Annotated in this window: 19 protein-coding genes; 7 read left to right on the forward strand and 12 right to left on the reverse strand. The window is 42.1% G+C overall.

Annotated elements, in window-relative coordinates; translation table 11 throughout:
• Window position 1 precedes the first annotated feature (1 nt).
• From OQX61_RS04355 to OQX61_RS04365, 3 genes are read left to right on the forward strand one after another with little or no spacing between them, the layout of a single operon-like run.
• The gene (locus OQX61_RS04355; RefSeq protein WP_265840456.1) at window positions 2-832 is read left to right on the forward strand and encodes a hypothetical protein; all 831 of its coding nucleotides are present in this window, start codon (window positions 2-4) and stop codon (window positions 830-832) included.
• 50 nt (window positions 833-882) lie between these two features.
• Window positions 883-2,673, forward strand: a complete 1,791-nt coding sequence (locus OQX61_RS04360) for a hypothetical protein (RefSeq protein WP_265840457.1) — start codon at window positions 883-885, stop codon at window positions 2,671-2,673.
• A 33-nt stretch (window positions 2,674-2,706) separates the two neighbouring features.
• Window positions 2,707-4,551: a hypothetical protein gene (locus tag OQX61_RS04365; RefSeq protein WP_265840458.1), complete on the forward strand. Its 1,845-nt coding sequence runs from the start codon at window positions 2,707-2,709 to the stop codon at window positions 4,549-4,551.
• An 83-nt stretch (window positions 4,552-4,634) separates the two neighbouring features.
• On the opposite strand, the gene OQX61_RS04370 is transcribed toward OQX61_RS04365, so the two are convergent.
• The 9 genes from OQX61_RS04370 to OQX61_RS04410 form a co-directional block, all read right to left on the reverse strand.
• Window positions 4,635-5,699: a phytase gene (locus OQX61_RS04370; RefSeq protein ID WP_265840459.1), complete on the reverse strand. Its 1,065-nt coding sequence runs from the start codon at window positions 5,697-5,699 to the stop codon at window positions 4,635-4,637.
• 56 nt (window positions 5,700-5,755) lie between these two features.
• A complete protein-coding gene (locus OQX61_RS04375) occupies window positions 5,756-7,009 on the reverse strand; it encodes a right-handed parallel beta-helix repeat-containing protein (RefSeq protein ID WP_265840460.1) in 1,254 nt (417 codons plus the stop codon).
• A gap of 99 nt (window positions 7,010-7,108) precedes the next feature.
• Window positions 7,109-9,883 (reverse strand): TonB-dependent receptor, encoded by a 2,775-nt coding sequence (locus OQX61_RS04380; RefSeq protein WP_265840461.1) that lies wholly within the window; start codon window positions 9,881-9,883, stop codon window positions 7,109-7,111.
• Between the two features lie 280 nt (window positions 9,884-10,163).
• A complete protein-coding gene (locus tag OQX61_RS04385) occupies window positions 10,164-11,618 on the reverse strand; it encodes a tetratricopeptide repeat protein (RefSeq protein ID WP_265840462.1) in 1,455 nt (484 codons plus the stop codon).
• Between the two features lie 328 nt (window positions 11,619-11,946).
• Window positions 11,947-14,067, reverse strand: a complete 2,121-nt coding sequence (locus tag OQX61_RS04390) for a S9 family peptidase (RefSeq protein WP_265840463.1) — start codon at window positions 14,065-14,067, stop codon at window positions 11,947-11,949.
• Between the two features lie 105 nt (window positions 14,068-14,172).
• Complete coding sequence (locus OQX61_RS04395; protein WP_265840464.1) at window positions 14,173-15,237, reverse strand: branched-chain amino acid aminotransferase; 1,065 nt, start codon at window positions 15,235-15,237, stop codon at window positions 14,173-14,175.
• Window positions 15,238-15,357: 120 nt separating this feature from the next.
• Entirely contained in the window at window positions 15,358-16,320 is a 963-nt protein-coding gene (locus tag OQX61_RS04400; RefSeq protein ID WP_265840465.1) for a tryptophan 2,3-dioxygenase family protein, read from the reverse strand.
• Window positions 16,321-16,477: 157 nt separating this feature from the next.
• Complete coding sequence (locus tag OQX61_RS04405; protein ID WP_265840466.1) at window positions 16,478-17,776, reverse strand: HAD-IB family phosphatase; 1,299 nt, start codon at window positions 17,774-17,776, stop codon at window positions 16,478-16,480.
• Between the two features lie 4 nt (window positions 17,777-17,780).
• A complete protein-coding gene (locus OQX61_RS04410; protein WP_265840467.1) occupies window positions 17,781-18,758 on the reverse strand; it encodes an NAD-dependent epimerase/dehydratase family protein in 978 nt (325 codons plus the stop codon).
• A gap of 74 nt (window positions 18,759-18,832) precedes the next feature.
• On the opposite strand from OQX61_RS04410, the gene OQX61_RS04415 reads away from it, so the two are divergent.
• Entirely contained in the window at window positions 18,833-20,014 is a 1,182-nt protein-coding gene (locus OQX61_RS04415) for a formimidoylglutamase (protein WP_265840468.1), read from the forward strand.
• Window positions 20,015-20,181: 167 nt separating this feature from the next.
• Window positions 20,182-21,330 carry a TlpA disulfide reductase family protein gene (locus tag OQX61_RS04420; RefSeq protein WP_265840469.1) on the forward strand — a complete coding sequence of 383 codons (1,149 nt, stop codon included), beginning with the start codon at window positions 20,182-20,184 and terminating at the stop codon, window positions 21,328-21,330.
• Between the two features lie 88 nt (window positions 21,331-21,418).
• On the opposite strand, the gene OQX61_RS04425 is transcribed toward OQX61_RS04420, so the two are convergent.
• From OQX61_RS04425 to OQX61_RS04435, 3 genes are all read right to left on the reverse strand, one after another.
• Window positions 21,419-22,279, reverse strand: coding sequence for a HipA domain-containing protein (locus tag OQX61_RS04425; protein WP_265840470.1), 861 nt, complete (start codon window positions 22,277-22,279; stop codon window positions 21,419-21,421).
• A 61-nt stretch (window positions 22,280-22,340) separates the two neighbouring features.
• Complete coding sequence (locus OQX61_RS04430; protein WP_265840471.1) at window positions 22,341-22,676, reverse strand: HipA N-terminal domain-containing protein; 336 nt, start codon at window positions 22,674-22,676, stop codon at window positions 22,341-22,343.
• Window positions 22,673-22,891 (reverse strand): helix-turn-helix transcriptional regulator, encoded by a 219-nt coding sequence (locus OQX61_RS04435; RefSeq protein ID WP_265840472.1) that lies wholly within the window; start codon window positions 22,889-22,891, stop codon window positions 22,673-22,675. Before OQX61_RS04435 ends, OQX61_RS04430 begins: the two co-directional genes overlap by 4 nt.
• 546 nt (window positions 22,892-23,437) lie before the next feature.
• On the opposite strand from OQX61_RS04435, the gene OQX61_RS04440 reads away from it, so the two are divergent.
• Together OQX61_RS04440 and OQX61_RS04445 are read left to right on the forward strand one after the other, a co-directional pair.
• Window positions 23,438-24,298, forward strand: coding sequence for a DUF6266 family protein (locus OQX61_RS04440; protein WP_265840473.1), 861 nt, complete (start codon window positions 23,438-23,440; stop codon window positions 24,296-24,298).
• A 90-nt stretch (window positions 24,299-24,388) separates the two neighbouring features.
• Window positions 24,389-25,399 (forward strand): hypothetical protein, encoded by a 1,011-nt coding sequence (locus OQX61_RS04445; protein WP_265840474.1) that lies wholly within the window; start codon window positions 24,389-24,391, stop codon window positions 25,397-25,399.
• The last annotated feature ends 42 nt before the right edge of the window (window positions 25,400-25,441 follow it).

Below are 25,441 nucleotides of genomic sequence, written 5' to 3' on the forward strand. Positions count from 1 at the left end.
GATGAAAGGAGCTCATTTTATTATAGGCATGTTGCTTTTAATTGGACTTTCCGGTTGTAAAAAAACACTGGACGACCGGTTTTTGAGCCCTAAACGCCAATACGACCTTTCTGTGGAAGGCGGGATCAATACCCGTTTCTCTACGCAGTATATCCGCCTGTCAAAACCCGCGCTCAGTGCAGATGCAGAGCCTACGCCCATTTCCAAAGCGGTAGTTACCGTTGATGATGGTAAATCAGAAATGATCTTTAAAGAATCCACTACTGCAGGTGTGTACACGGCGACCAATAAAAACGACCCCAATTATAATGGTGCTTATACCCTAAAAGTAGTGTACAACGGTCAAACTTATACTGCTGTGGATACCTTAAGACTAGTGGTCAATATTGTAGATGATTTTTTGCCGCTATCCACGAAGTCCATTGGGGATGGTGTCTATAGTGGCACTATCCCAAAACATACTTTTGGCTATCTTAACCCTAATAAATGGATGATTTCTTACCTGGATATTCCTTTATGGAATCCGGGAAAGTTCGACCAGTCGAAGTATTATAGCTATACCCATTTCCTGGGTTCCCCTAATTCTTTATACCCATTAAATAATCTGAAAAGAAACTTTGTTCTGGGTAAAGACGATTATATCACCATTTATAAACTCTCCCTTTCTGAACGTTATGCCAAATATCTATATGATGTGTTTATGGAAACAGATTGGAGTGGATTATTCTCTGCGGTGCCGGTCAATGCCACCGGAAATTTGACTGGAAATGCACAAGGCTACTTCTATGCAGTCGATGTGGTTGCCGGGAGGTATAAAGCCAGCGAACTTTAACCAATCAATTATGGCCTCGATATTGCAGTACATCTGTAAACAAGGAGCGTATGAAACAAGAGGAATCAGGAAAAAAGACATGGTGGAAGTGGTTGTCGGGTGTTTTAGTGCTGATCTTTGTCCTCCTCGGAGCAGCCGCACTTTACCTGAGTGCCAGATGGAAACCGCTGATTTCGGAAAAATTGAAATCAGGAATCCAACAAGGCTCTGCGGGTCTTTATGTCCTGAATTTTAAAGATATCCACCTCAATCTACTTACCGGAACAGCCTCGCTGGATGAAGTGAGCCTGAGTCCTGACACCGCAGTTTTCAATCAGCTCAAAGCAATAGAACAAGCACCGATCCACCTGTTTCAATTGAAAGTAAAAAAGCTTCAGGTAAACCACCTCGGCATGGTCAAAGCATATTTCAATAAAACCATCCACATCAACAGCATTGTCCTCGATCAGCCTTCCATCAATATGATGAATTATCAATTGAAAAAGAAGAAAAAAGATACCAGCAATAAGACCGTTTATCAGCTGCTGGCTAAAAGCCTGAAATCCCTCGATATTGATGCCATCCGTATTGTAAATGCCGATTTTGATTATATCGATGGTGCCAGTGGTCAGCCATTACACCGCATTAAAAAATTAAACCTGAATGTAAGAGACCTCCTGATAGATTCCATTTCCCAGTTTGATACCACCAGGTTTTACTATGCAAAAGATATTTCTTTTGAAGTTAACGGCTACCAGGCCAAAGATAAAATGTACCTCACAAAAGTGGATACGATATCCGGATCTGCGGCCAAAGGAACCTTACTGATCAAGGGCTTTAAGATGACGCCACGATATCCTGATCTGGCCTTTAGCCGGATGTTCAAATATGGAAAAGACCGCTATAACCTGGACTTCGATCAGATCAGTCTGACCGGGCTGGACTTCCCCGGCTTTTATGACGAAAGAACCTTTCATGCGAAAAAAATAACTATCGGCCCCGCAAAGGCTGCTATCTTCTTAAACAGGGAAATGCCCCCTCCACCAAATCTGGATAAAGGAAGGAATTTCCCTCATATGGCTTTAAGACGGCTGGGACTCCCGACAATTGTGGATACCCTGAAAATTGATAATATTGACCTGGCCTATACCGAATACAATCCAATCAGTCAGCAAAAAGGGACAATATACTTCCAGAATTTACAGGGGAAAATTCTCCATGTGACTAATGATTCTCTCAGCGTGGTAAAAAACAACCATGCGGTCGCCAATCTGACTGCCCTGGTGATGAAAAAATCCAGGATAAATATCAGGATTGATTTCAGTCTGACTGACCCTAAAGGTGCGTTCCACTATTCCGGAGCAGTAGCCCCGATGAACCTGACCGACTTAAACGCCATTTCCATACCCCTGGGGCTAATAGAAATTGAATCCGGAAAAATGCAAAAAGTAGATTTCGACATTCATGGAAATACGAGAGGCTCCAAAGGAAAAGTTCATTTTTATTATACAGATCTGAAAGTAAAACTACTCAAAGAAGGAGAGGATGGAGCTCCGCAGAAGAAAAAAGGATTGCTGTCATTTCTAGCCAATAACCTGTTGATTGAAGATGCCAATCCTTCAAAAGGTGAAGCGCCAAGAACCGCAAATGTCATCTTTGAGCGCTCCCCTGCAGCTTCATTCTTTAATTTATTATGGAAAGGCGTGTTTATTGGCATGAGGGAAAGTGCCGGATTAGGAGCCGTTCCGGTGAAAACTCCTGAAAAGGCAATGGAAGTGATTAAGGATAAGAAAGAGGAGCGCAGGGAAAAAAGAGCCGAACGTCAGCAGAAAAGAGCCGAACGAAAGAAAAACAAGACATAAAAAAACTATCTTAGAATATCAGGTACCCGGCCTATGATTGAAAAAATACGCAAAAACAAGAGAATACTGATCCGAATAGGCGCTGGCCTGCTGTTATTGCTATTGATCATGGGTCTGACCTCCAGATATCTTGCCCATAAATTTAAGCCATTAGTTAAAGCGCAAATCAAAGAGCTGGTATTGCGGTCTACAGATAGCCTGTACCATATCGAATTTACGGGTATCCGGATGAACCTGCTCACAGCCAATGCCTCCCTGACCGGGGTAAAAGTGATTCCCGACCTGCGGATTTTCAAGAAATTAATCGCCCTGAAAAAAGCACCCAATAACATCTATCACCTGGAGCTGGAGAAAATGGAAATCCGGAATTTCCACCTCTACACCTTTCTGCGCCACCGCAAATTAAACATCGCAGAGCTGCGGCTGGACCACCCGGATGTGGTTATGGTGAACCAGCAATTCGATTTCAATGAGGATAAAGCACCAATGCCCAACACCTCTCCCTATGATTATATTTCTGAATACCTGAAAGAATTTGCCATCCATACTGTCAATTTGAACAACATCAGCTTTAAATACATCAACAATAACGGCGTTAAACCACAGGCGGACTCCGTAAAAAATCTGAACATTACGCTGAAAGATTACCTGATAGACCCCTATTCTTCCCGGGATAAAAGTAGAATGTACCTGCTGAAAAATGTGGTTATCAAACTGAATAATTACACCTTCGCTACGCCAGATAGTCTGTACCATATCAGTTTGAACCAATTGGATTTTGCGACTTCCACCGGCAAGCTCAATATTAAAAGCCTTGGGGTCATTCCGAGGTACAGTGAAATGGACTTCGGAAAATCACTGGGTTATTCAAAAGACCGCTACGAAATCCGGATGAGCGACCTGAGCCTCGAAGGAATCAACTTGCCTTTATATATCCTTAAACAGGAATTACTGGCCAAAGAAATGACCATCGCCAACGGTTCTGTAAAGGTGTTTAACAACAAAGCGCTACCCCCGCTAATCCGGGAAAAGATCGGGCGCTTTCCACATCAGCTGCTGCAAAGGGTAAGTGGTAAGCTGAGTATCCAAAAGCTTAACCTGAGTAACGTAGGGATCAGCTATTCGGAATTCGATACGGACAGTCAGCAGAAAGGAACGATAACTTTTGAAAACACTTCCGGTAGCTTTAGCAATGTAACCAATATGCCAAAGGATAAAGCTAAAAATCCATGGATGACGGCCAGCCTGACCACCTATCTGATGGGGAGGGGGAAACTCGATGTCAATTTTAAGTTTAACCTGGATGCCAAAGATGGTGCCTTTTCTTATTCCGGAGTACTCGGCAGAATGGATGGACGCGCGCTAAACCGGATCACCAGACCGTTGGGAATGATTGCCATTAAAAGCGGGGAAGTGAAGCGCCTGGAGTTCCAGGTAGATGCGAACGACCGCGAAGCAAATGGCAACATGAAATTTGAATACAATGAGCTATCTGTCAATCTACTGAAAAAAGAAGCTGGAGAAAGCCGCCTGGTTAGGCAGGGATGGATGTCCTTTCTGGCCAATGCCATGATTTTAAATCCCAATAATCCCGGTATAGACGGGAAACTGGTAACCACAAAAATCCATGAAGAACGGGCTAAGAATGGCTCATTCTTCCATTTCATCTGGAAGTCTTTATTTCAGGGTATCAAATATAGTGTAGGAGTAACCGAAGAGAAGGAGCAAAAGATTAAAACTCAGATCGCCAAATTTGAGCAGATGAAACTCGATAGGGAGGCCAGACAGGCCAGAAGAGAAAAGCGAAGGTTAATGCGTGAAAAGCGGCAGCGCGAAAGGCTGAAAGCCAGGAAAGGCCATCAGCAAGCTAACAGATAGCAGGCCTGGAACAACACCTCCCTTAAACACAAAAGCTGACGACAGACCGGGAATTGCCTGCCGCCAGCTCATGAGCATAAACCTTATTTGTTAACGTTTAATATCTTTTGGGCAAGGTCTTCCCAACGGTAATACTGGAAGGTCTTATCATCGCTCATCGCGACAAATAAACCATGTTGAAAATCTTTATTTAAAGGACGGGAATAAGTTTCAGAACCATCGCTGTTGTTTGTCGATACCGGAATGCTGGTGATCAATACATGGTTATGCGGGCCCGATTTACCTTCCCTGTTGAACACCTGGAAATGGTTTGCCGCCTGATCTGATACCAGAATATATCCTGTAGAATCGGAGGTTTTGTAAATGCTGATACCTTCATTGTCTTCTTTAAAGCCGGTTGTAGCAAATAAAGCCAGTTCCTCATTTCCTTTCGCAGGATCTGCATGGTACTTTCTTACGCCAAACTGTTCATCAGAATAGTAGATATAACCCAGCTCATTGTCCACCGCAATGGCTTCAATTTCTTTTTTTCCACTATACTTACCGAACTTTCTCTTTAAGCTGGCTTTTAGTTTTCCTGTGCCATCATCTTCCAGCAAATACTGCCATAAATAATTATCCGCCGGGCCATTCTTACGGCCAACAATTGCATATATCTGTCCCTGAGGATCGGTGTACATGGCAATTCCCATCAGGTCGCGGTACATCTCTTTATCTTCTCCTTCAAACATAGCCAAACCACCATTGTCGATAGGTTTCATATCCGGTAAAGAGAATATACGAAGCTTATGTGTCATTCTTTCCGTCGTTACGGCGATGTCTGTTTTTTTTCCACCCAGGTTTAATCCATAAGCAACATCCACATTATTAGGTCTTTTTAAGCCTTTTACCACTTTGTCTTTGATCACTTTTCCTTGTAAATCGTAGACATAAAGGCCACCGTTTTCGTCTTTATCGGTGCCAATCACTAAGGATTTCGAGGAATCTGCAGGGTTTACCCAAATGGCAGGATCGTCTGAATCAAATTGTACCGGATCAGAAGTGTAAAGTGGCTTTATTGCTGCCGGGTCTTTCTGTACAGAGGAGCAGGAAACATGGAGGGTAAGGAGTAAAGCGGAAACAGAAAGGATGAAATTCGGTTTATTCATTATAATTTAATTAGTATTTAAAAATCAGGTTTTTAATAAATCAGGTTTTTCTAAGATTAGTTGGTACCGTAAGCACCGATATAGTTTGCAGGAGCTGGTGAGGTATATACGTTTCCATTCAAGGTTAATCCTGCGGTATGGTTGCGGAAAAAGTCAGTTTTTCCTTTGCCGGTTGCAGGAGATCCCGGGTTCAGGTGGAAATCCCAGGAAGTATTGAAAACAGGGTTGTCGACCGGATTAGTTACCGGATAGTTCAGGAACTTCGGATCATTTGATCCGGCGGTTTTTCCAATGATATCATTAGTGCCGGCAACAATATCTTTTGACGGTTGAAACTGATCCGTTGTCAACTGACTCTCGCCATAATACAGGTTGTTCCCAATTAAAGAACGGGCATCTTCCGGATTTTTAGTATCTCGTTTGATCCCAAATCGCGTATTGGCGAAAAGGTTGTTCATCAGGTTTACCCTTACGGTAGCTTCTATCCATATAGAGCCTCCTTTAGCAGTAGGTCTGCGCCATCCCGTGTTGATGAAAGTATTGTTGTAAGCCACGACGAAAGTCTGCGGATTTCTGTCGCCGCTGTTAGAAAGCTTTAAAGCGTTGGTATTGGTGCTGTAAACCAGATTATAGGCCACATCAGCAAGACATCCCGATTTCAGGTTGATCGCCTCACCACCAGTCAGGCCCGTGGTATAAAACTGATTGTTCGAGAAAATGATCTTTCCACCTTCAATGTAGGTGCAGTCCTCCTGTAAGTTTCTGAAAATACTATTGGTTACGACTAGCTTTCCATTCACATTAGAGAACCAGATTGCCGGTAAGTTCTCACCGCTTTTCGCTTTATAAAGGCTCAGTTTTACGGAAGTAGAAGCGTCAGTGGTAGTCGAGCCCGCATATTCTATAATCGTGTGGTTCAAGAGCAATTCTGCACAGCTGGGTGCAGCCAGAATACCACCCCATAACCTGCCGAATTTGTTCTTTTCAGTTCTGGAGCCCTCAGGAATGGTAAACCTGATCGGGAATTCTGCGCTACCTTCGGCATACAGGTTTCCTTTAACAATGATTTCAGGTTTAGCAAGGGTATCCATAATCACGGTTACACCTTCTTCAATAGTCAGGGATTGCCCCTCAGGAATAATGATATCTCCTTTAATGATTTGCGTGCTTCCTCTTTTCCATATGCCGGAAACTTCGCCAATGGCAGAGCCGTTTCCTGTATCCGGATCTACATCGCTATTGGCTTTTTTGCAGCTGCTGAATCCGACTAACAATACCGTCAGGCCCATCAATATTTTTGTTGCTTTCATCTTGATCTGTATTTTATGAAATGGTCAAATGATATATTCAAATGTTATTTAAATGACCTTTGTGTTTGTAAAATGGTCAATTGTGTTTGTGAAACCTGCTTATAATTTATAGCGTACACCCAATAAATAAGTCTGCTTATAATGGTCGTTACGGATTAAAGTTTTGCCGTCATATTCTGTTCCGGTGTTGCCATTGGCTTCCGTATTGGTGCCTTTGATGAACAACTTTAACGGCGTATTCAACAGGTTACCCGCTTTCACAAATACACTCAGGTTGTTTTTAAACTTTTTCTCTGCGGAAGCATCCATCTGGATAAAACCTTGTTGCCACAGGTCGTTGTCTAAGAACTGAGAAACGGTATTGATCCTCGGACCGGTATAAGAACCAGCTAACTGCGCATCCCAGCCACTTTTGCTGTCTTTGAAAAGCAGAGAAAGGTTGGCAATATGTGCCGACTGACCAAATAAAGGCCTGCTTTGATCCACTAAAATTGGCTTTAAGTCGCCATTTTCATCACGTAATCTCGATGTTTTAGGCGTGGTGATTTTAGAATGGGTGTAGGTGTAATTGGCTTTAAACCCAAATTTGTGAATAAACCTGATGTAATCTACCTCCAGTCCGTAGTTCTTCGCATTACCGAAATTCCCCGGCATATAATAGGTGTCCTGCGGACGGATAGGGTCTGGCTGAAAGCTATATTCTATCGGGTTTTCAATGTTTTTATAAAATGCCCCTACCATCAACTGATCCGTACTGTTTGGAAACAACTCATAACGAATGTCGAAATTGTCAGCAATAGCACGTTTCAAATCAGGATTTCCTCTTTCTTTATAGTCATCCTGAACTACTCCGATTCCAGGAACCAGTTCATAGAAACCAGGACGGTTTAAAGAGCGGAAATAAGAAGCACGAAGGGCCTGATGGGTACTTAGCTTATATTTTAAATTCATGGCTGGCAACAGATCAGTATAGACTTGTTTGCCATCCGGGCGAGGCTGTGCACCTGGAAACAACATCAGGTAGCGCTGATCAGTATGCTCCATACGCAGACCACCAATTACCTGTAGGTCTTTTACCGTAAAGTTGAACATCCCGTAAGCTGCGGCCAGCTTTTCAGCTGCATCATAAGTAAGGGAATTGTCTACAGCTCCTGTTGGGTTTTTAACTGTCCAGGCAATTTCCGTATAGTTGTTAAAATCCCTGCCAAATAAGGTGTTCGGATTGGCGGCAGTCAGCGTATATTGATTGAAGAAGCTGCTGCGTTGTTTATCACGGTACATTCCTCCGGCGCTGAATAAGACGTTTATCCCGCCAATAGGCCGGGTATAATCAATGTCCAGGTAGCCTGCTTTATCTTCTTCGGTACTGCGTTCCCAACGGCGTGTATGTGCATCGCCAATAGCGGGAACAAAGGTGCGGCGGTCTGCAAAGTTTTCGCGGACTCCTAAGATATTGATGGTACTTTGATCCGGGACCTCATTTTTTGCTGCAGAATATACTGCCGACCAGCGAACTTTTAATCTTTCAGGGATCAGCTGATGATCACCTTGTAAAGTCGTGTTATAGATCTGTTGTTCCGTAAAGCGGGAGCGGGTAGCATAGTTCAGCTTGGCATTTCCCTTTTCAGGGTCGTACTCCGTACTGAAATCCGTTACTTTAGAATCACGCAGTTGTAAGCTGTTCAAATCAACATATGCATTGTACAAACTCAGCTTATGGTTCTTATTGAAGGTGTAATCCAACTTAGCATGGGCACCATAACGCTTTTGCTGCTCAGAATATTGTCTTTCATCCTTACTCATAATGGTACCAACCTTATTGGCAGCCGCTACTACACTGGAATTGTAAAAGGTACTATTGCTGCCTCTGTAAGTATTCTGGTAACTTCCGGCTAGTAAAACACCTAGTTTATTGTCCAGAAAACGTTGTCCTATGGATAAACCACCCACTACATTTGGTGCCGGATGTTTGGTTTTATAATCCACCATTCCTGTAGGGAAATCCAGAGGCGTAGCTTTGTAATCTTTCCCATGTTGTTCATATGGAGATTTGCTGTTGATGCCGCTATGGTCAAAAGAAGTAAAGCCGCGATCCATAAACATCTGGCTATAACCAGTTGCCAGATTGGCATTGATTTTTAATTTATCTGGTGCATCTTTCATCACCATATTGATGACACCACCAATGGCATCACCCTCCATATTTGGGGTCAGTGTTTTAGAAACTTCTAATCTTTCCAGCAATTCCGCAGGGAAAATGTCTAAGGGTACATAGCGGTATTTGTTATCCGGACTAGGGATTTTTATACCATTCACCAGGGTGTAATTGTAACGTTTATCCATACCGCGAAGGATCGCATACTGACCATCGCCACTATTGCTTCTTTCTACGGATACGCCGGATACACGTTGAATTACATTGGCAACGGTTAGATCCGGCGAGATTTCCATGGCTCTGCCGGAAACTACATTCACCAGCTGCAAGGCTTTTTGTTCAATCCTTCTGGCTGTTTTTTCAGAAGAACCGTCTCCCTTTGCAGAAATAGAAACTTCACTCAATGCATTGGCATTCGTTTCTGCCAGGTAAATCTTTAGTACCGGATTGTCTTCTTTCAGAATGATCACCTGCTTAAGTAAGGTTTTGTACATTAAGTACGATACCTTTAAGTTATAGGTACCTGCGGCAGGGTGTTTGATCTCAAATGATCCATCCAGGCCGGTTAAAACCACAAGTTTTGTGTTTTCCAGTTGCACAGAGGCGCCTATCATTGCTTCTCCGGTTTTCTGGTCATAAACATAACCTTTCAGGCTCGTGGCATGAGCGACAGTAATGCTAAATAATAGGCAAAAAAGAACGGGTAATAGTGTCTTCATTTTCTGATTAATTTTGTTGTGGGTTGTTTTTTACGGTGGTGATTTGTTTGTATTTGCTAACGTTCCTCAAATGTGAATACTGGACAGCTGGCATGGAAATTATGACCGTAAACAAAATGTATACAGCGTTACAGCCGGGAGAAACAAAACGCATACAGCGTGAACACAGATTCTTTAATTGATTGATAGTAAGCTGTTTTTGTGTAACAAGAAACGCCATTACCATTTGATTAGCGTAATGTTAACAAATTGTTAACCAGTAGTTTTACGCTGAAAACCATTATAAAGTCTGAATAAAAGTGCTCAGGTTTTCTCCTTGCGGAAGGTTCAGTTTCTTCCTCAAACGGTACCTTGCCACGCGTAAACTGTCTTGAGAAATGCCAAAAAGAACGGCCATATCTTTTGAGCTCAGGTTCATTTTAATCAGCGCTACCAAACGAATATCATTCGCAGTAAGGTCATCACAATGTGCTTTCAGATGGTCGAAAAATGTCTGGTGAATCTGTTCAAACATCCGGCTGAAATCTTTCCAGTGCTGATCCTGATTGATGTTCTGGTTGATGCGCTGAATCAATTGCTGTAAGGCCTTTTTCTGGTCTCTTTTATCATCTTTTACCAATGCCTCGATGGTGCTGCGAAGCTCTTCTAAAAACTGATTGCTTTGAATGGTATGAAGGGTGGTGCTGGTGAGTTCTTTACTTTTCAGTTCTAAGGCATCTTTGATAGCCTCGTTTTGTGTTTCAAATAACCGCTGGTTTTGCTCGTTGAGTTGTTGCTCATTTCGCAGTTTCAGGCGCTGTCTGCTGATCACACTAGCGGCCAGGCAAAGAAGTAGGATGATGATGAGGATGGTGGCGAGAAGTAAAATCCTGTCTGCGGATTTCTCCTGTTCAAACTGCGCAATGGCATCGTCCTTCTGCTGGATTTCGAATAGCGTTTGCAGTAATGCCAACTGCTTGTTATTGTCCTCGGTAAATATTTTAAGAAAGATATCGCGGCCCAGTTCGCTATAGCGGTAAGCGCTGTCGTAACGCTTCATCAGGTCGAAAGTCTTGGAAAGGTCACGGTAAGCGCTGCTCAGCTGATATTGGTCGTTCATGGCCTTAGCCATACTTTCAGCCTTCCTGGTGTAGTTTAAAGCCTCCGGATAGCGCCCTGTCTTGCGGTAAACATCACCCATGTTGTTGATGATCTCAATCTGACCGTGTAGGTTCTTTGCAGCGGCATTCCTTTCCAGTGCCAGCGTATAATATTTCAATGCGGAATCTAAATGAAGCTTGTCTTCATAAATACTACCGATGTTTTCATAGATCTTTGCGATCCCTGTCTGATCTTTTTCTTTATGATAAGCCGTTAAGGCCAGTTGCTGGTATTTTGTGGCTGCGGGATAATCCAGTGTTTTCTCATAAGTCTGCCCGATCAGGCCATAAGATTCCGCTACGCCTTTAGTATCTCCGGATTGCTGATACAGTTTTAAGGCCTCCTGAAACTTCTCCAGTGCAATGCGGTATTGTCGCACATAGTAATAAGTTTCCCCGATCTTATTCAGGTTTCCGGCAAGCTGGTGAAGCTCATTTTCCTGGCGGAAAATCTTATCTGCTTTATAATAATAATTGATGGCCTGTGTATAGGCGGCCTGGAAGTAAAACAGGGATCCGATCTGCTGATAACATAAACCGGCGGTCAGGAAATCTTCTTTTTTTAAGGCCTCTTTTAAGGTCTGCTTGAGCTGCAAAAAAGCGGTGTTTGGTGATTTATGAATCAGGGTATCTACCCGGGGGGATATCGGTTTTTGGGGTTCCCCTGCAAATGTAGGAAAGACGTAAAATAAGACAAAACATAGTGCTATGCCTGTCAGGTTGCGGAATGCTAAGGTAGTATGTTGTTTCACATCCTAAAATTACCGGGCCTGATGTTAAGCTATTGTTAAATGAGGCCTGATGGGGAGCCTTGATTTTACAGTGCTGGCCAGCGGAAAAATGAGGCATAAAAAAGACCCTGAACATTTTATTGCTCAGGGTCTTTTTTAGTTCAATTACGCTTATAAAACGTGTGTATGTAACTTAGTTCAACAAATCAGCAGGAACCGGTTTGTTCAACAAATGGTCATAGTAAAAACGAATTCTTTCCGCTTTATCATGAGGCGTTTTTACACCACCCCAACCATGGCGACCACCAGGATAAATCATCAATTCAAAATGCTTATTCGCATTCTGCAATTTATCTACCAGCTGAATCGTGTTTTGCATATGCACGTTATCGTCCATATCGCCATGCATGATGCGCAATAATCCTTTATATTTATCTACATAAGTCAACACAGAGCCGTTTTTATAACCTTCAGGGTTTTCCTGTGGCGTATCCATGAAACGTTCTGTATAGTGACTGTCGTACAACTCCCAGCTGGTAACCGGCGCACCTGCAACTCCGAAATCGAAATCATTGGCACCCATGGTTAAAGCCATACAAGTCATATAACCACCGTAACTATGACCTGTGATCAATAGTTTTTTGTTGTCTACATAAGACTTGGCTTTCAACCATCTTGCTGCAGTTGTATAATCTTTCATCTCCCATTTGCCCAGGTTACGGTGCATTAAAGCCACACCCTCTTTACCGAATTGTCCGGAAGCACGGTGATCTACTGCAATCTGGATGATTCCTTCATTAGACCAGTACTGAGGAGCTGTACCTTTCCAGGTATTCGTTACCGTACCTGCATTCGGACCGCCATAAATACTCATGACAACCGGGTATCTTTTGTTGGCATCAAAATCTGTCGGGTAAGTAATCACAGCCGGCAATTGGTAACCGTCTTCCGTAGGAATAGTGATCATTTCCGTTTTACCGAAGTTATACTGCGCGAAATCTGCTGATTTACTGTTGCCCAATTCCTTTACCACCTTACCATTATTGTCTAGTAATGTTCTCTTTGGCGGAGTCGTTACATTGGAATAAGTAGTAATGAAGTAACGGCCATTCGGAGAAAGTTGTACCTGGTGCGTGTAATCACCGAAAGTCAGCCTTTTCAGGTTTTTACCATTGTAATCTACGCGGTAAAAATCAGAACGTGTAGAAGCCTCTTTGCGGGCATTGAAATAAACAACTTTGTTTTTCTCATCTACATGAACTAAACTCGTTACCTGCCATTTGCCGGAAGTGATCGGGTTGATCAGCTTTCCTGCTAAAGTATACAGGTAAAAATGTGCCCAACCTGTTTTATCACTTTTCAGGATATAGTGTTTTTTATCCTTTAAATATTCAATACGACCATCATAATCCAGGTCTACCCAGGAAGATTGTTTCTCGTCATAAATCTCTTTCTTACTTCCTGTAGCAGGGTTCACCGCATAGAATTTCAGGTTATCCTGACCGCGGTTCATCCACTGTACCATCAGGCTGCTGCCATCATAGCTCCAGTACGGTGTGCCGAAATACTGGTCGTCTTTTTCATTGAAATCTGCCCAGGTAACTGTACCACCAGCAACAGGAACGAAACCGACTTTTACTTCCGGATTTGGATCACCAGCCTTAGGGTATCTTGTTTTCTCAGTATAACCATGCTGACCTGTAGAACCATTAATCGGGAACATCGGAACCTTAGTATCATCGAAATGCATGAAAGCAATATTCTTGCTGTCCGGCGACCACCAGAAGGCTTTGTATTCTGTAGCGCGTCCTAAAATCTCTTCAAAATATACCCATGATGACCAACCGTTATAGATTACGTCAGTACCATCAGTAGTGTATCTCGTTTCTTTTCCAGTCTCCACATCTACCGAATATAAATCGTTATCGCGGGTAAAAGCGATGTATTTACCATCAGGAGATAGGGTAGGATTCTTTTCTTCTGCTTTAGTATTGGTCAGTTGTTTTGCGGCTTCTTTTCCGTATTGAATAAAAATATCATTGTTTCTGATGTTCACATTCACATTGCTCTTTGGAGCAGGTGTATAAGGTGTTCTGTCACCTGTTTTTATAGCTACGGCGTATAATTTACGATCTGTAGCATCCATTTCAATATAATGGTTGTCGTCTGACCAGCCATTTACCATATTCATCGGCTTGGTTAGTGATAACTCTTTGCCCATTGTTTGTTGTTGGCTCAACCTTTTCAGTTGTGCCTGTACCGTATAGCTGAAGCAAAACGATGCCGCTAAACTGATAAGTACTGTTTTTTTCATTTAGTGTATAATTGTGTGTTAATGTTGATACGAAACCTAATAAAAAAAAGGCGCCCTGGTTCAAAGGCGCCTCACAAAAATTATTTACAGCAATGTGCTATAAATTTACAAGATAAAATTCCATCCGAATTCGTCCGGAGCAAGTCCGTAACGGATGTCATTTAATGTTTTTGCAATACCTGCAGAAATGGTACGTGTAGCAGGATCGGTTAAAGTATATAATTTACCTTCGTAACCAATTTCACCGATTGGTGTAACTGTAGCGGCAGTACCAGCTGCAAAAGCATCTGTTAAACGACCGTTTTCAATGCCTTCAATCACTTCTTTCACGCTCACACGTCTTTCTTCAACTTCAATACCTGCGTGTTTAGCAAGTTTGATAATAGTATCACGTGTTACGCCATCCAATACTGTACTTCTTACCGAAGGTGTTACCAGTTTTCCATCGATCACAAAAATCAGATTCGCTGTTCCTGCTTCTTCGATAAACTCATGCGTTACGGCATCAGTCCAGATCAACTGATCGAAACCAGCTTTCGTAGCTTCCGCAAACGGGAACAATGAACGCGCATAGTTACCAGCAGTTTTGGCATAGCCTACACCACCTTCATCTGCACGGGTATATTCAGTTTCAATTTTAACTTTTAAAGCTTTGCTGTAGTAAGGACCTGTTGGAGTCGTTAATAAACAGAAAGTATATTTATCTGAGGCTTTAACACCCAGGTAAGGATCTGTAGCGAACATTACCGGACGGATGTATAAAGAATAACCATCCTGATTAGGTACCCAGTTTTTGTCAATGTCAATCAGGGCTGCAATACCCTGCATGAAAATATCTTCAGGAATCGATGGCATTGCCATACGAGCTGCTGATTTATTAAAACGCTCAAAATTCTTGTCCGCTCTGAAAACGCTAACCGTATCATTTGGTTGACGGTAAGCTTTCATGCCTTCAAAAATCGCCTGTCCATAGTGAAGGGCAGAGATTGCCGGGCTCATTGGAATCGGACCATAAGGAAGAACCTGTAAGTTTTTCCATGCGCCATCTTCATATTCGGCAATAAACATGTGATCGGAAAACACCTTTCCGAAGGGAAGTTGTGAAAAGTCTGTTACAGTTAGTCTGCTTTGTTCAGTTTTCGTGATGGTTATATCCAGTGTCTCGTTCATTTCAATTCGTATTTCTAATGGCAAATCTACTAAAAAATGCCACGCTTATTAGTTTTATTTGTATTTTAAAAGGGGCTTTATTGGTGTTTAAAATACACTAAGCTCCCTTATTTATGCTGCTTATCCCCGCAGGTCTTTCAGCACATTGATCACCCAGCCTTTACCCCATTCTGCGATCTGTTCTTCCGTCCATAGGAAAGGGTAGAAGATTCTCTTTTGAAAACGCGGAGGCAGGTATTTCTGCCAGTTTGTGCCACCGGTTGCGGCAATGTCTACCGGATCTCTTTCCAGGTAACGAACTGCTGATTTATAATGAGAAAGCGGCCATTCTACATTCACAAAAAGGTCCAGCTTTTTCAGCTCTTCTTCTAAAGCGCTGACGTCCTGCCCCTGATCTTTCAATTGATGGTAAAGCGCTGAGAAATTGCTTTCTTTCCGGTCTTTCACCAGTTGTAAAAATTGAGCAGCATATTTATGGATGAACTGCTTTAAAGTCAGCGTTTGCTTGCCTGTCGCCAATTCTGTAGCACCAGCTTTCCAGTAGATATTTTCGAACTGCTCTTCAATGGAAGCATCTTTCAATTCTTCTCTTTTATCTTTCTCTACCAGGCGGATAAAATCCGTCGCACAGATTTCGATCATCCGGTACTGGCCGGATTGAAAACCACTTGCCGGCAGCAGAGACATACGGAATTTAAGAAATTGTTCTTTTTCCATGCCATTTACCATCACCTCAAAAGAAGAGACCAAAGCCGTAAAATAGGCGTTAATCCTTTTCACACGATCCGTAAAAAAAGTAACGGTCAGTGTTTCTTTAGCAACTGCAATCTGCTTGAACTCATGTAAACAAAGTTTAAAATACAACTCTGTAATCTGGTGATACATGATGAAGATTTCTTCGTCCGGGAAGGAAGTCTTCGGATGCTGCAAACTGAGCAGGGTATCCAAATGAATGTAATCCCAATACGTTAAGAAATCGGCATATAGCAAACCGTCCAGGTAGGCTGACATATCCTGGCCCATCGCTGCATATTTTTCCTGCAGCTTGTCCAGCTTGTCTTTAATTTGTGGGGTCAGTTCCATGATTAATCGCAAATAAAATGCCCTGAATTACCAGTACAACGTCTTGAATCAGCAGGGTAATAAATACCCTGAAATGCCTTACAATTGCGGAATTACCAGCGCATACCTTGAATTTTCAGGGCATTACACGGAATGATCCCCGTAATGCCCTGAATTACTAATACAATACCCTGAATTTAATGGTATGTTCAATTTTCTTCAGAGATTTAAAAACTTGTTTATCGTATTCCGAATTGATGTCGGTGATCACATATCCGATCTCCGGATTGGTCATCAAAAACTGTCCGACGATATTAATGTCATGTTTCGCAAAAACGGTATTGATCTTCGCCATAATCCCCGGAACATTCTGGTGAATATGGATCAGACGGTGTGATTTCTCAATCCTTGGCAATTGTAGGTTCGGGAAGTTATTACTCAAATGAGTAGTTCCCGTATTCATAAAGTCGATCATTCTTTTAGGAATGAAAGTCAGGTTTCTCGGGTTTGATTTCAAATCGTCGAACACCACTACACCTTGTTTGGTACAGGTAGGTAAGTCGACTTTGTTTTTCGATTGACCCAGGTAACCAATGGTCTTCAATTTCACCGCTCTGGTCAGTTGATCCAGGGTCAGTTTCTCGCCATCAGCCAATAACAACATGTGCACATCGGCTATATACTTCTCTTCAAATGAAGTTTTATGACGGATAGAAAAGCCGTCTTTTTTCAGCAAGGCGATACTTTCCGGATTTACTTCCCCGATTACCAGACATAAGATCCTGTTTTTAGGGTAAGAAATTGCCCTTGGCAGGTTGTTAACATATAAAAACTCGTCGAAACTTGGTGTTACGTGGTCTGCTTTTTTAACAATGCTCTCTCTGGAAATGTTTTCCGTAAAGGCATAGAATTTTTTAATCAGTCCGCTTTCTCTAAGCTGGAAATCAGAATAGCCGTCGCCGATACCATAAAGATTACCTTCCAGGTTCAGCTGTTGCATTAATTTCACTTTACCACCTTCTTCACTTAAAGGATTGGAATGGTCGTAATCTATAATTTTACCATCGCCGGTGGTGACAAACGTATTGGCGTAAATATTTTCTTTTTTAATGTGATATTGGCTCACCACAGGAGTGATAAACTCTTTAAAACCACCAGAAACAATCAAAACCTCATCAGCATGTTTCTTAAAGAAATCCGCATTGCGGGAGAAAGAGGCAGATACCTTTTTCTTTAAACGGGTAATCAGCTGCTTCAGATGGTCTTCTGTAGCTTCTAATAATTTTACCCTTTGCGCTAAGCTCTCGCCGAAAGAAAGTTTTCCTTCCATGGCAAGGTTGGTGTAGTCCTCAATCTTTTTGAAGATGGCTTCCTTATCAGGATGCTTTTTCAGGGAGATACGGGCCAGCTCATCCAATGCCTCTACCTGTGTAAAGGTGCTGTCGAAATCAATGATGTAAATGTTCTTCTGGTTCATAATTTTAATGAAGTGAAACCTGTTTCAAGGCCTGGCAAGTTTCCGCCACGCTCTGATCTAAGGGTTTAAAGGTTATTCCAATCGTATCAATTATCTTTTTATTGCTGTATAAACTTTCATTAAGGCTGCTTCTGGCGGCATCACTGGTTAAGGCAGCCGGCTTTCCGGTAAAAAAGGAAGCGAGTTTTGCAGCTCTCCAGGCGATACCCAGCATCCATGGTCTGGCCTCTTTTGAGGGTGCTTTAACGCCAAAACCTTTCGCGATTTCGGCAAAGAGGCGCTGGTAATTATAATTTTCCGAAGAGAGGGTAAAGCGCTCTTCGCTGATGTTACTGTTCATTAAAGCGATCATGCTTTTGGCTACATCTGCTACATCGACCAATCCGGTTGCCCCTTTGGTATAATAAGAAAGGCCATCTTTTACGAGCTTAAATATTGCGCCGCTGCCTTCAAAACCGGCCCCGCCACCAATAATCACAGATGGATTAACAATTACGGCTTCCAGTCCTTCGGCAATGCCACGCCACACCTCCATCTCTCCTTCATATTTGGAGATGGCATAAGTATGCGCTTTGGAGTCGTACTCCCAGAAATCTTTTTCTGTAATGAGCGCGCCTTTTTTCGCATTCCCTAAGGCGGCAACAGAGCTCACATGTAAAAGCCTGATTTGATTTTCCACACAAAGGTTGACCACATTACTGGTGCCCTCGATGTTTACTTTCAGTAATTTTGCCTTGTCTTTAGGATCAAAAGAAACCATTGCGGCACAGTGATACACCTGTGTAATGCCTTCAAAAGCATCCTCCAGGGTAGAAAAGTCGTTCAGGTCTGCAACAACCCAGCTGATCAGGGTATTGTCTTTCAGTAATGCCGGAATCACAGAATTCACCCGCTTTAAAGCCCTGAGCTTAATTCCTTGTCCCGTAAGTTGATGTATTAATTCTGCCCCTAAAAATCCAGTAGCACCGGTAACCAATATCATTTTATTATTTTTAGGATGTTCATTAAAATATGATCTCAAAAATAGATATTTGACAGATACCTTTATAATACATTATGTCATTATCAGATTTTTTTTCAGCAGTCAACCCCGATAAATTTGCGCCGAAACAAGGATTCTATGCCAGTCAGTTAGGTTTAAGGGCCGGATTCTACACCGATAAATTTCCGGAACTTGGGGAAAATCAATACGATATTGCCATTTTTGGGGTACAAGATGACCGTGCTGCGGTAAATAATGAGGGTTGTGGCCTCGGTCCGGACTATTTCAGGGCGCAGTTTTATGCCTTGCATGAGGGTGCTTTCGAAAGCAGGATCATCGATTTAGGGAACATCAAACCCGGCGCTTCTATTTCTGATACTTATGTAGCGGTAAAAATGGCGGTTGGGGAACTGATCAAACTGAACATTATTCCGGTAATTATTGGCGGCGGACAAGACCTGACCTATGCGCAATATCTGGCTTATGAGAGTCTGGAGCAAAAGGTAGACCTCGTTGTGGTGGACAGCAAATTCGACCTGGACGAAGAAGATCAGGAAGGGCTTGCCGCAAAATCAGACACCTACCTCAACAAAATATTATTACACCAACCCAACTACCTGTTTAATTTCAGTAATGTGGGCTATCAGACTTATTTCGTGAATCAGGATAGCCTGAAGGTCATGAGCAAGTTATATTTTGATGCCCACCGACTGGGAGAATTTACCGACGACATCACTTTAACGGAGCCGATTATCCGCAATGCGAACATGATCAGCTTTGATATTGGGGCCATCAGGTCTTCTGATGCGGTGGCCAATGCCAATGCCGGGCCGAACGGTTTTTATGGCGAACAGGCATGTCGGATTACCCGATATGCAGGGATGAGCGATAAGCTGACTTCCATCGGTTTTTATGAATTCAATCCGGCCTTTGATCAGAACGGACAAACGGCTTTATTGCTTGCACAAATGGTCTGGTACTTCATAGAGGGCTTTTATAACCGCAAAAAAGATTTTCCATTGACACCGAAATCGCAATACCTGATCTACCGTGCCAGCTTAAATGATGGTTCCGGAGACATGCTTTTTGTGAAAAGTAAAAAGTCCGACAGGTGGTGGATGCAGGTACCTTATCCATCCGGGATTACCAAAAACGAGCGCTACCATTTAGTGCCTTGTCGTTACGATGATTATACAATGGCCGTAAACGGAGAAATGCCGGATTTATGGTGGAGAACCTATCAAAAGCTATTGTAATTTTACATAAGTTCTCGCGTTATTGTCTTTAGGCTTCCTTATATTTGAGATATACATTCTTATAATTGAAGTATAAATGTCTTATTATGGATAGGTATAGGTCCGAAAACGGCATGATTTGCTTGTAATAAGGCAGAAAATTTTAAACTAACGAAAATCAATATTAAATGAAAAGAACACTAATCGCTGCGATCTGCTTATTGCCAATTGCAGGTATGTCGCAAGGAAAATTTACCGTTCAGGGTAAAGTTGGAAACTTAAATGCACCTGCAAAGGCTTTTATCGCTTATAGAGTTGGAGCAGATCAAAAAACTGATTCCGCTGCGATTGTAGGTGGTAAATTTACTTTTCAAGGTCCTATTACTGGTATTTCTCAGGCACAAATCTTTGTTAAACACAATAATGATGTGGTTGATCCTGAAAAACGTGTGGCTCCTGATGCCCTGTCTTTTTACTTAGAGCCAAAAGAAATTCAGATCATTTCTGTTAAAGATTCTATCATCCATGCAACTGTTAAAGGTTCTAAAGTAAATGATGAGAATGCAAAATATAAAGCACTGACTAAATCTGTTAGTGAAAAAAGTGGCGCTTTATTGGCAGAATACCGTGGTAAATCTGCGGAAGAGCGTAAAGATGAAGCTTACATGAAAACAGTATATGCTCGTGATGAAGCGATTCAAAAAGAATTGGAAGCGATCAATGTTGCATTTATTGCCGCTAATCCAAATTCTTACGTTGCTTTAGTAGCTTTCCGTGGTGGTTTAGGAGAAATTGACCCTGCAGTAGATGAGCCTATCTTTAACAAGTTCTCTGCGGAAGTTAAAAACACAGATTTAGGTAAGAATATTGCCGGTATGTTTGCTTCGTCAAAAAGGACTCAGGTAGGACAAATGGCGATGGATTTCACTCAGAATGATGCGAATGACAAGCCGGTGAAATTATCTGATTTCAAAGGTAAATATGTGTTGCTTGATTTCTGGGCTTCATGGTGTGGACCTTGTCGTCAGGAAAACCCTAACGTAGTTGCTGCCTTTAATAAATATAAAGACAAAAACTTTACGGTTCTTGGTGTTTCTTTAGACCGTCCGGGTCAAAAGAAAGCCTGGTTAGATGCTATTGAAAAAGACGGTTTAGCCTGGACAAATGTTTCAGACTTAAACTTCTGGAACAATGCAGTAGCAAAAACTTATGGCATCCAGTCTATTCCTGCAAATTACCTGATCGATCCAACAGGAAAAATCATCGCTAAAAATATCAGAGGCGAGGAATTGCAGACTAAACTTGCGGAAATTTTAAGCGCAGCAAAATCTAAATAGTATTGCTGTTGAGCAGAACTTAATAGTTTGAATAACAAAGAATGGCTGCCCTTAAGGCAGCCATTCTTTGTTTATAGTAGATTTTGCTTTATTCGGTCAGCTTTTTAAGCTTTTCTGTCCATAAGCTTTTATATTGGGCTTTGTAGGCTTCGCTTACAAAAGACTGGTCGATCATTTGAAAAACCTGATCAGTGCTGTTGCTGTATTTGTTGATGATTCTTTTAGTAAGGGGTGCAGCGATTTTCAGCACATTAGCCAGCATCTCGAAATCTTTTCTTCCTATATTTTTCTTTTTGCCGTTTAGTTTTAGCGCAACCTCTTCTTTATCCTTTGGATTGATCAGCTGAGCGTTGATCAGGTCGTATGCGGGTGAAAGCTGAATTTCATTTTCCTCATGGAGGATGGAGAAGTTTTTCAGGTGCATGTCATTGTTGCCGGATAGAAAAGAGAAAACCAGTAACTCAAAATAGCTCATGACCTCCAGTCCGTAGTTTGTGCAATACTTCTGGATTAGCTTTCCGCAACGTTCATAAGAACTGTCATATTTTTGCTCGGTCTGAAATTCACCCAGCTGACAGAAGTCTTCCATGTGGATTTTTTTTCCATCCAGGCGGTCAAATCTTTTGGCAAGGTATACCATCTGGCCGTCGGAAGCCTCTAACAGGCAGTGTTGACAGGTATTGATCTTGAAAATTTCAGCCAGATGCATGGTCAGATCCTCTACTTCGGGCATCTGACTATAGTGTGTGTTCTGAGGTTTTAAAATATAGTTCCCCCATAACCCGACGATAGTTAGGCGCTTACCAATTTCCGGAGCGTTTTCCAGCTCAACAGAAAGTTTCGGCTGAACTCCGGTTAGGGCAATTCTTAGGTTAACTGTTGCTTTCGCAAGCTCATCCAGCAATTCTTTATTCAGTGTGAGTATAGGAAGCTCAGTTGTATTGAACATTTTTTTACAACAGCTGGGATGGTAGGTTCCTTTGCTTAACTCCTGATAACAAAAAGGACATTTATTCATCGTTCATTTCCTCCTCTCCAAACACGGTAACAGCTCCAATTGTATCCTGACAGAGGGTAACAAGGAGTTCAAACCGATCTGAGTTTTTAAATTTCCAATAGTCTTTTGCGACTGCTAATAACCATCCTTCAGGAATTAATCCATCAAAGAAAGGAAATAGGATACTGCTGTTATAGGGATAAGCAGAGATTGGTAAAGTGAGGCTGATTGGTCTGGCCCCGGGGTTTGATAGATATTGCGAATCATAGCTGAAACGGTAGCCAGTATCTGTTTTTTCCAGATAACCGGCCAGAGTTTGATCATAAAATATTTTAGCTCTTCTGATCATACTTCCTCCTCCTCTGGGCGGTCCATATCTGTGATTCCCACTTGCTTGCCAAATAAGTACAATACCTGATTTACTTTGTCTAATCGTACAGTTGTTTTGCCCTGTTCTAATTCCCTTATGAAGCGAAGTCCAACGCCAGACTTAAAAGCAACATCCACTTGAGTGAGCTTTAATTGCTTTCTTTTTGCTTTAATAAACGTTACAATTGGATTCATGATATACCCTTTAGGGTACTAATATACGAAAAACAAAGAAATAATACCCGATGGGGTATATATTTGCTGAAATGTCAGTTTTTATACCCTATTGGGTATAGTTTTAAGATGCATTAGTTGCTGACCATTCCTTATTACAAGCCGGGGCCTGAATCACCGGCTGTTTAAAACAGCATAGAAGTTTGGTAATGCTAATCTGGATCTGGTTTAGTTTATCGGGGTTTTAAGCCCGTTTTGCAAGTGGTTTGCCGGGGCCTTATCCGGCCTGATGCCGGAGAAAGCCCTCTTCTAAGGCTCCTTATCCTTTTTAATCCAGCCACAGTTCCCTATAAATTTAGCTACGCTTCGATATTATGCTTATTTCCCTTTCCTGTCTGTGTTCTTAGGATAATCTGTCTGTATTTTTATGCTGTTTAGTGTGCGAAATCAACCTTTGAACTGGTTTGGAGCTTGTTTTTAGCGGAACAAAAAAACCGATTTTAAATTGGTGTTTATTTATTTAATAATGCCCAACTTGCTCTGAATAAACAATTAAATTTTAAAATTATGTCAGTTTCAAGAAATGGAATGCATGGCTGGCCAAGCGGCAAGCTCGGCAATGTGGTGTCTTATATGTTAAATGGTCAGCTCGTTCACCGGACTGTTGGAAAACAAGGGAAACCTAGTCTGAAGCAGAAGGCCAACCACCAGTCTATGGCGGTAATCACGCGTTTTCTAGGTCATTTTAATGGCTATCTCAGCAATGGATTTGAGCTGGAAGCCCGTGGAACCATCAGAAATCAGCACAACCTGGCCGTTTCCTGCAATAAGAAAAATGCATTGCAGGGGAATTATCCGAACATCAGTATCGATTATGCTAAAGTACAACTCAGTAAGGGTACCTTAAAGAACCCTGAAAACCTCCGCATGGAGAAAGTGGAAGGTGGTCTGCAAATCACCTGGGATCCTTCCTATCAATCCGGAGAGGGCTCACAATACGACGATTGTCTGCAACTGGCCATTTACTTTCCAAAAAGCAGGACACAGAAGGTAGAGTTGAATTTTTCTAAAAGAGAGTTAGGAACTGCTTTTCTGCCTTTAGAGCCGGAAAAATTGGAAGGTTCTATGGAGGTATACCTGTTTTTGAGTGCAGCAAACCATGATTCTGTTTCGGATACGGTATATCTGGGCAACCTGAATGGGGCCTTTGTAAACCCGGAAATCATAAAAAAAGGAGCGGCAAATGAAGAAGTACAGGCGGAAGAATTGCGGACAAAGGCTAGATATGAGCAGGTAAGCGTACAATACAAGGCGCAAATGAAGCTCAAGCCCGAAGACAGGATATCGGCTAAAGCTTTCAGAAACTTAGAAAGAGAATATTTGGTTTTGGCGAATAGATTTGGATCAATGCCAACGAAATCCGGCTAACCTTCGGCTTATTTTTAATTGCCGGATAGCGGAATTATATTATTTTTGGTCGTCGTCTTATTTTTACGATTTGAACCATAAAAACAACCTATGCGGATTCGCTTATTATTGACCTTTGCGGTACTATGTACGGCTATTATGAATACCTATGCCCAGGAATTAGAGGGAAATTTAAATTTTCACGGTTTTGTTGACAATAGGGAATATGCGAAGTCTAAACGTTTTTCTGAAACTATTTTTGGAATGCGGGTTTCTCCGGAAGTCGGTCTGCTGATTGATAGTACCCACAGAATCAGGGTTGGTTTTAATGCGCTCCATGAATTTGGTTCTCCGAAATTTACCGCGAGTATCGCGCCGGTAGCCTATTATCAGTATATGAAGAAGAACTGGAACTTCTTTATGGGAGCTTTCCCCAGGCAGGGACTGATCTCTGATTTTCCTCGTGCCATATTAAATGATACGCTGAATTATTATCGCCCTAATATTGAAGGGATGTTGGTGAAATATGAGAATGAAAACTGGAAAGAAGTCATCTTTATTGACTGGACCAGCAGACAAACCGGGACTGCAAGAGAGAATTTTGTCTTTGGTTTTTCGGGTACCTATAAAAAAGACTTGTTTTTTGTTTCACATCATGCCATGATGCTCCACAATGCAGGTCCAGGGATTCCTATTCCCAATGACCACGTAGAAGACAATGGTGCAGCAAGTGTAAAAGTAGGACTGGACTTGTCTAAGAAGACCTTTCTGGATTCGCTGACACTTAGTGCTGGTGGGATGATCTCTTTTGAACGGATACGTACAGCTGGTGGCTGGAAAACGCCTAAAGGCATGTTGCTGGAACTGAATATGGAATACCATAAGTTCGGAATCGTTAATTCCTTTTACAAAGGACAAGGCCATCACCTGATTATGGGGGATAAATTTTATACGGCAAAAACTTACAACAGAACAGACCTGACCTGGCGTCCGATTGTTTATAAAAACCTGGAAGCTAAACTGGCTTTATCCTTCCACTTTGTGGATGGGGTAATTGATAGTCAGCAAGCGTTTGGATTAAGATACAACCTTTCCGGAAGCAGGTCTTTAAAAAGGAAATAATTCGCCATCGGGAGATATATTCCTTAATCAGGATTTTCTCTT

This window comes from Pedobacter sp. PLR, from assembly GCF_026239675.1.
GTDB lineage: Bacteria > Bacteroidota > Bacteroidia > Sphingobacteriales > Sphingobacteriaceae > Pedobacter.

Excerpts from the sequence above, each read along its gene's own strand:
- OQX61_RS04360 (WP_265840457.1), top strand. The coding sequence starts at position 883 with ATGAAACAAGAGGAATCAGGAAAAAAGACATGGTGGAAGTGGTTGTCG.
- OQX61_RS04435 (WP_265840472.1), bottom strand. The coding sequence starts at position 22,891 with ATGAATCCAATTGTAACGTTTATTAAAGCAAAAAGAAAGCAATTAAAG.
- OQX61_RS04370 (WP_265840459.1), bottom strand. The coding sequence starts at position 5,699 with ATGAATAAACCGAATTTCATCCTTTCTGTTTCCGCTTTACTCCTTACC.
- OQX61_RS04410 (WP_265840467.1), bottom strand. The coding sequence starts at position 18,758 with ATGATATTGGTTACCGGTGCTACTGGATTTTTAGGGGCAGAATTAATA.
- OQX61_RS04365 (WP_265840458.1), top strand. The coding sequence starts at position 2,707 with ATGATTGAAAAAATACGCAAAAACAAGAGAATACTGATCCGAATAGGC.
- OQX61_RS04415 (WP_265840468.1), top strand. The coding sequence starts at position 18,833 with ATGTCATTATCAGATTTTTTTTCAGCAGTCAACCCCGATAAATTTGCG.
- OQX61_RS04430 (WP_265840471.1), bottom strand. The coding sequence starts at position 22,676 with ATGATCAGAAGAGCTAAAATATTTTATGATCAAACTCTGGCCGGTTAT.
- OQX61_RS04390 (WP_265840463.1), bottom strand. The coding sequence starts at position 14,067 with ATGAAAAAAACAGTACTTATCAGTTTAGCGGCATCGTTTTGCTTCAGC.
- OQX61_RS04425 (WP_265840470.1), bottom strand. The coding sequence starts at position 22,279 with ATGTTCAATACAACTGAGCTTCCTATACTCACACTGAATAAAGAATTG.
- OQX61_RS04440 (WP_265840473.1), top strand. The coding sequence starts at position 23,438 with ATGTCAGTTTCAAGAAATGGAATGCATGGCTGGCCAAGCGGCAAGCTC.
- OQX61_RS04375 (WP_265840460.1), bottom strand. The coding sequence starts at position 7,009 with ATGAAAGCAACAAAAATATTGATGGGCCTGACGGTATTGTTAGTCGGA.
- OQX61_RS04380 (WP_265840461.1), bottom strand. The coding sequence starts at position 9,883 with ATGAAGACACTATTACCCGTTCTTTTTTGCCTATTATTTAGCATTACT.
- OQX61_RS04405 (WP_265840466.1), bottom strand. The coding sequence starts at position 17,776 with ATGAACCAGAAGAACATTTACATCATTGATTTCGACAGCACCTTTACA.
- OQX61_RS04420 (WP_265840469.1), top strand. The coding sequence starts at position 20,182 with ATGAAAAGAACACTAATCGCTGCGATCTGCTTATTGCCAATTGCAGGT.
- OQX61_RS04355 (WP_265840456.1), top strand. The coding sequence starts at position 2 with ATGAAAGGAGCTCATTTTATTATAGGCATGTTGCTTTTAATTGGACTT.
- OQX61_RS04395 (WP_265840464.1), bottom strand. The coding sequence starts at position 15,237 with ATGAACGAGACACTGGATATAACCATCACGAAAACTGAACAAAGCAGA.
- OQX61_RS04400 (WP_265840465.1), bottom strand. The coding sequence starts at position 16,320 with ATGGAACTGACCCCACAAATTAAAGACAAGCTGGACAAGCTGCAGGAA.
- OQX61_RS04445 (WP_265840474.1), top strand. The coding sequence starts at position 24,389 with ATGCGGATTCGCTTATTATTGACCTTTGCGGTACTATGTACGGCTATT.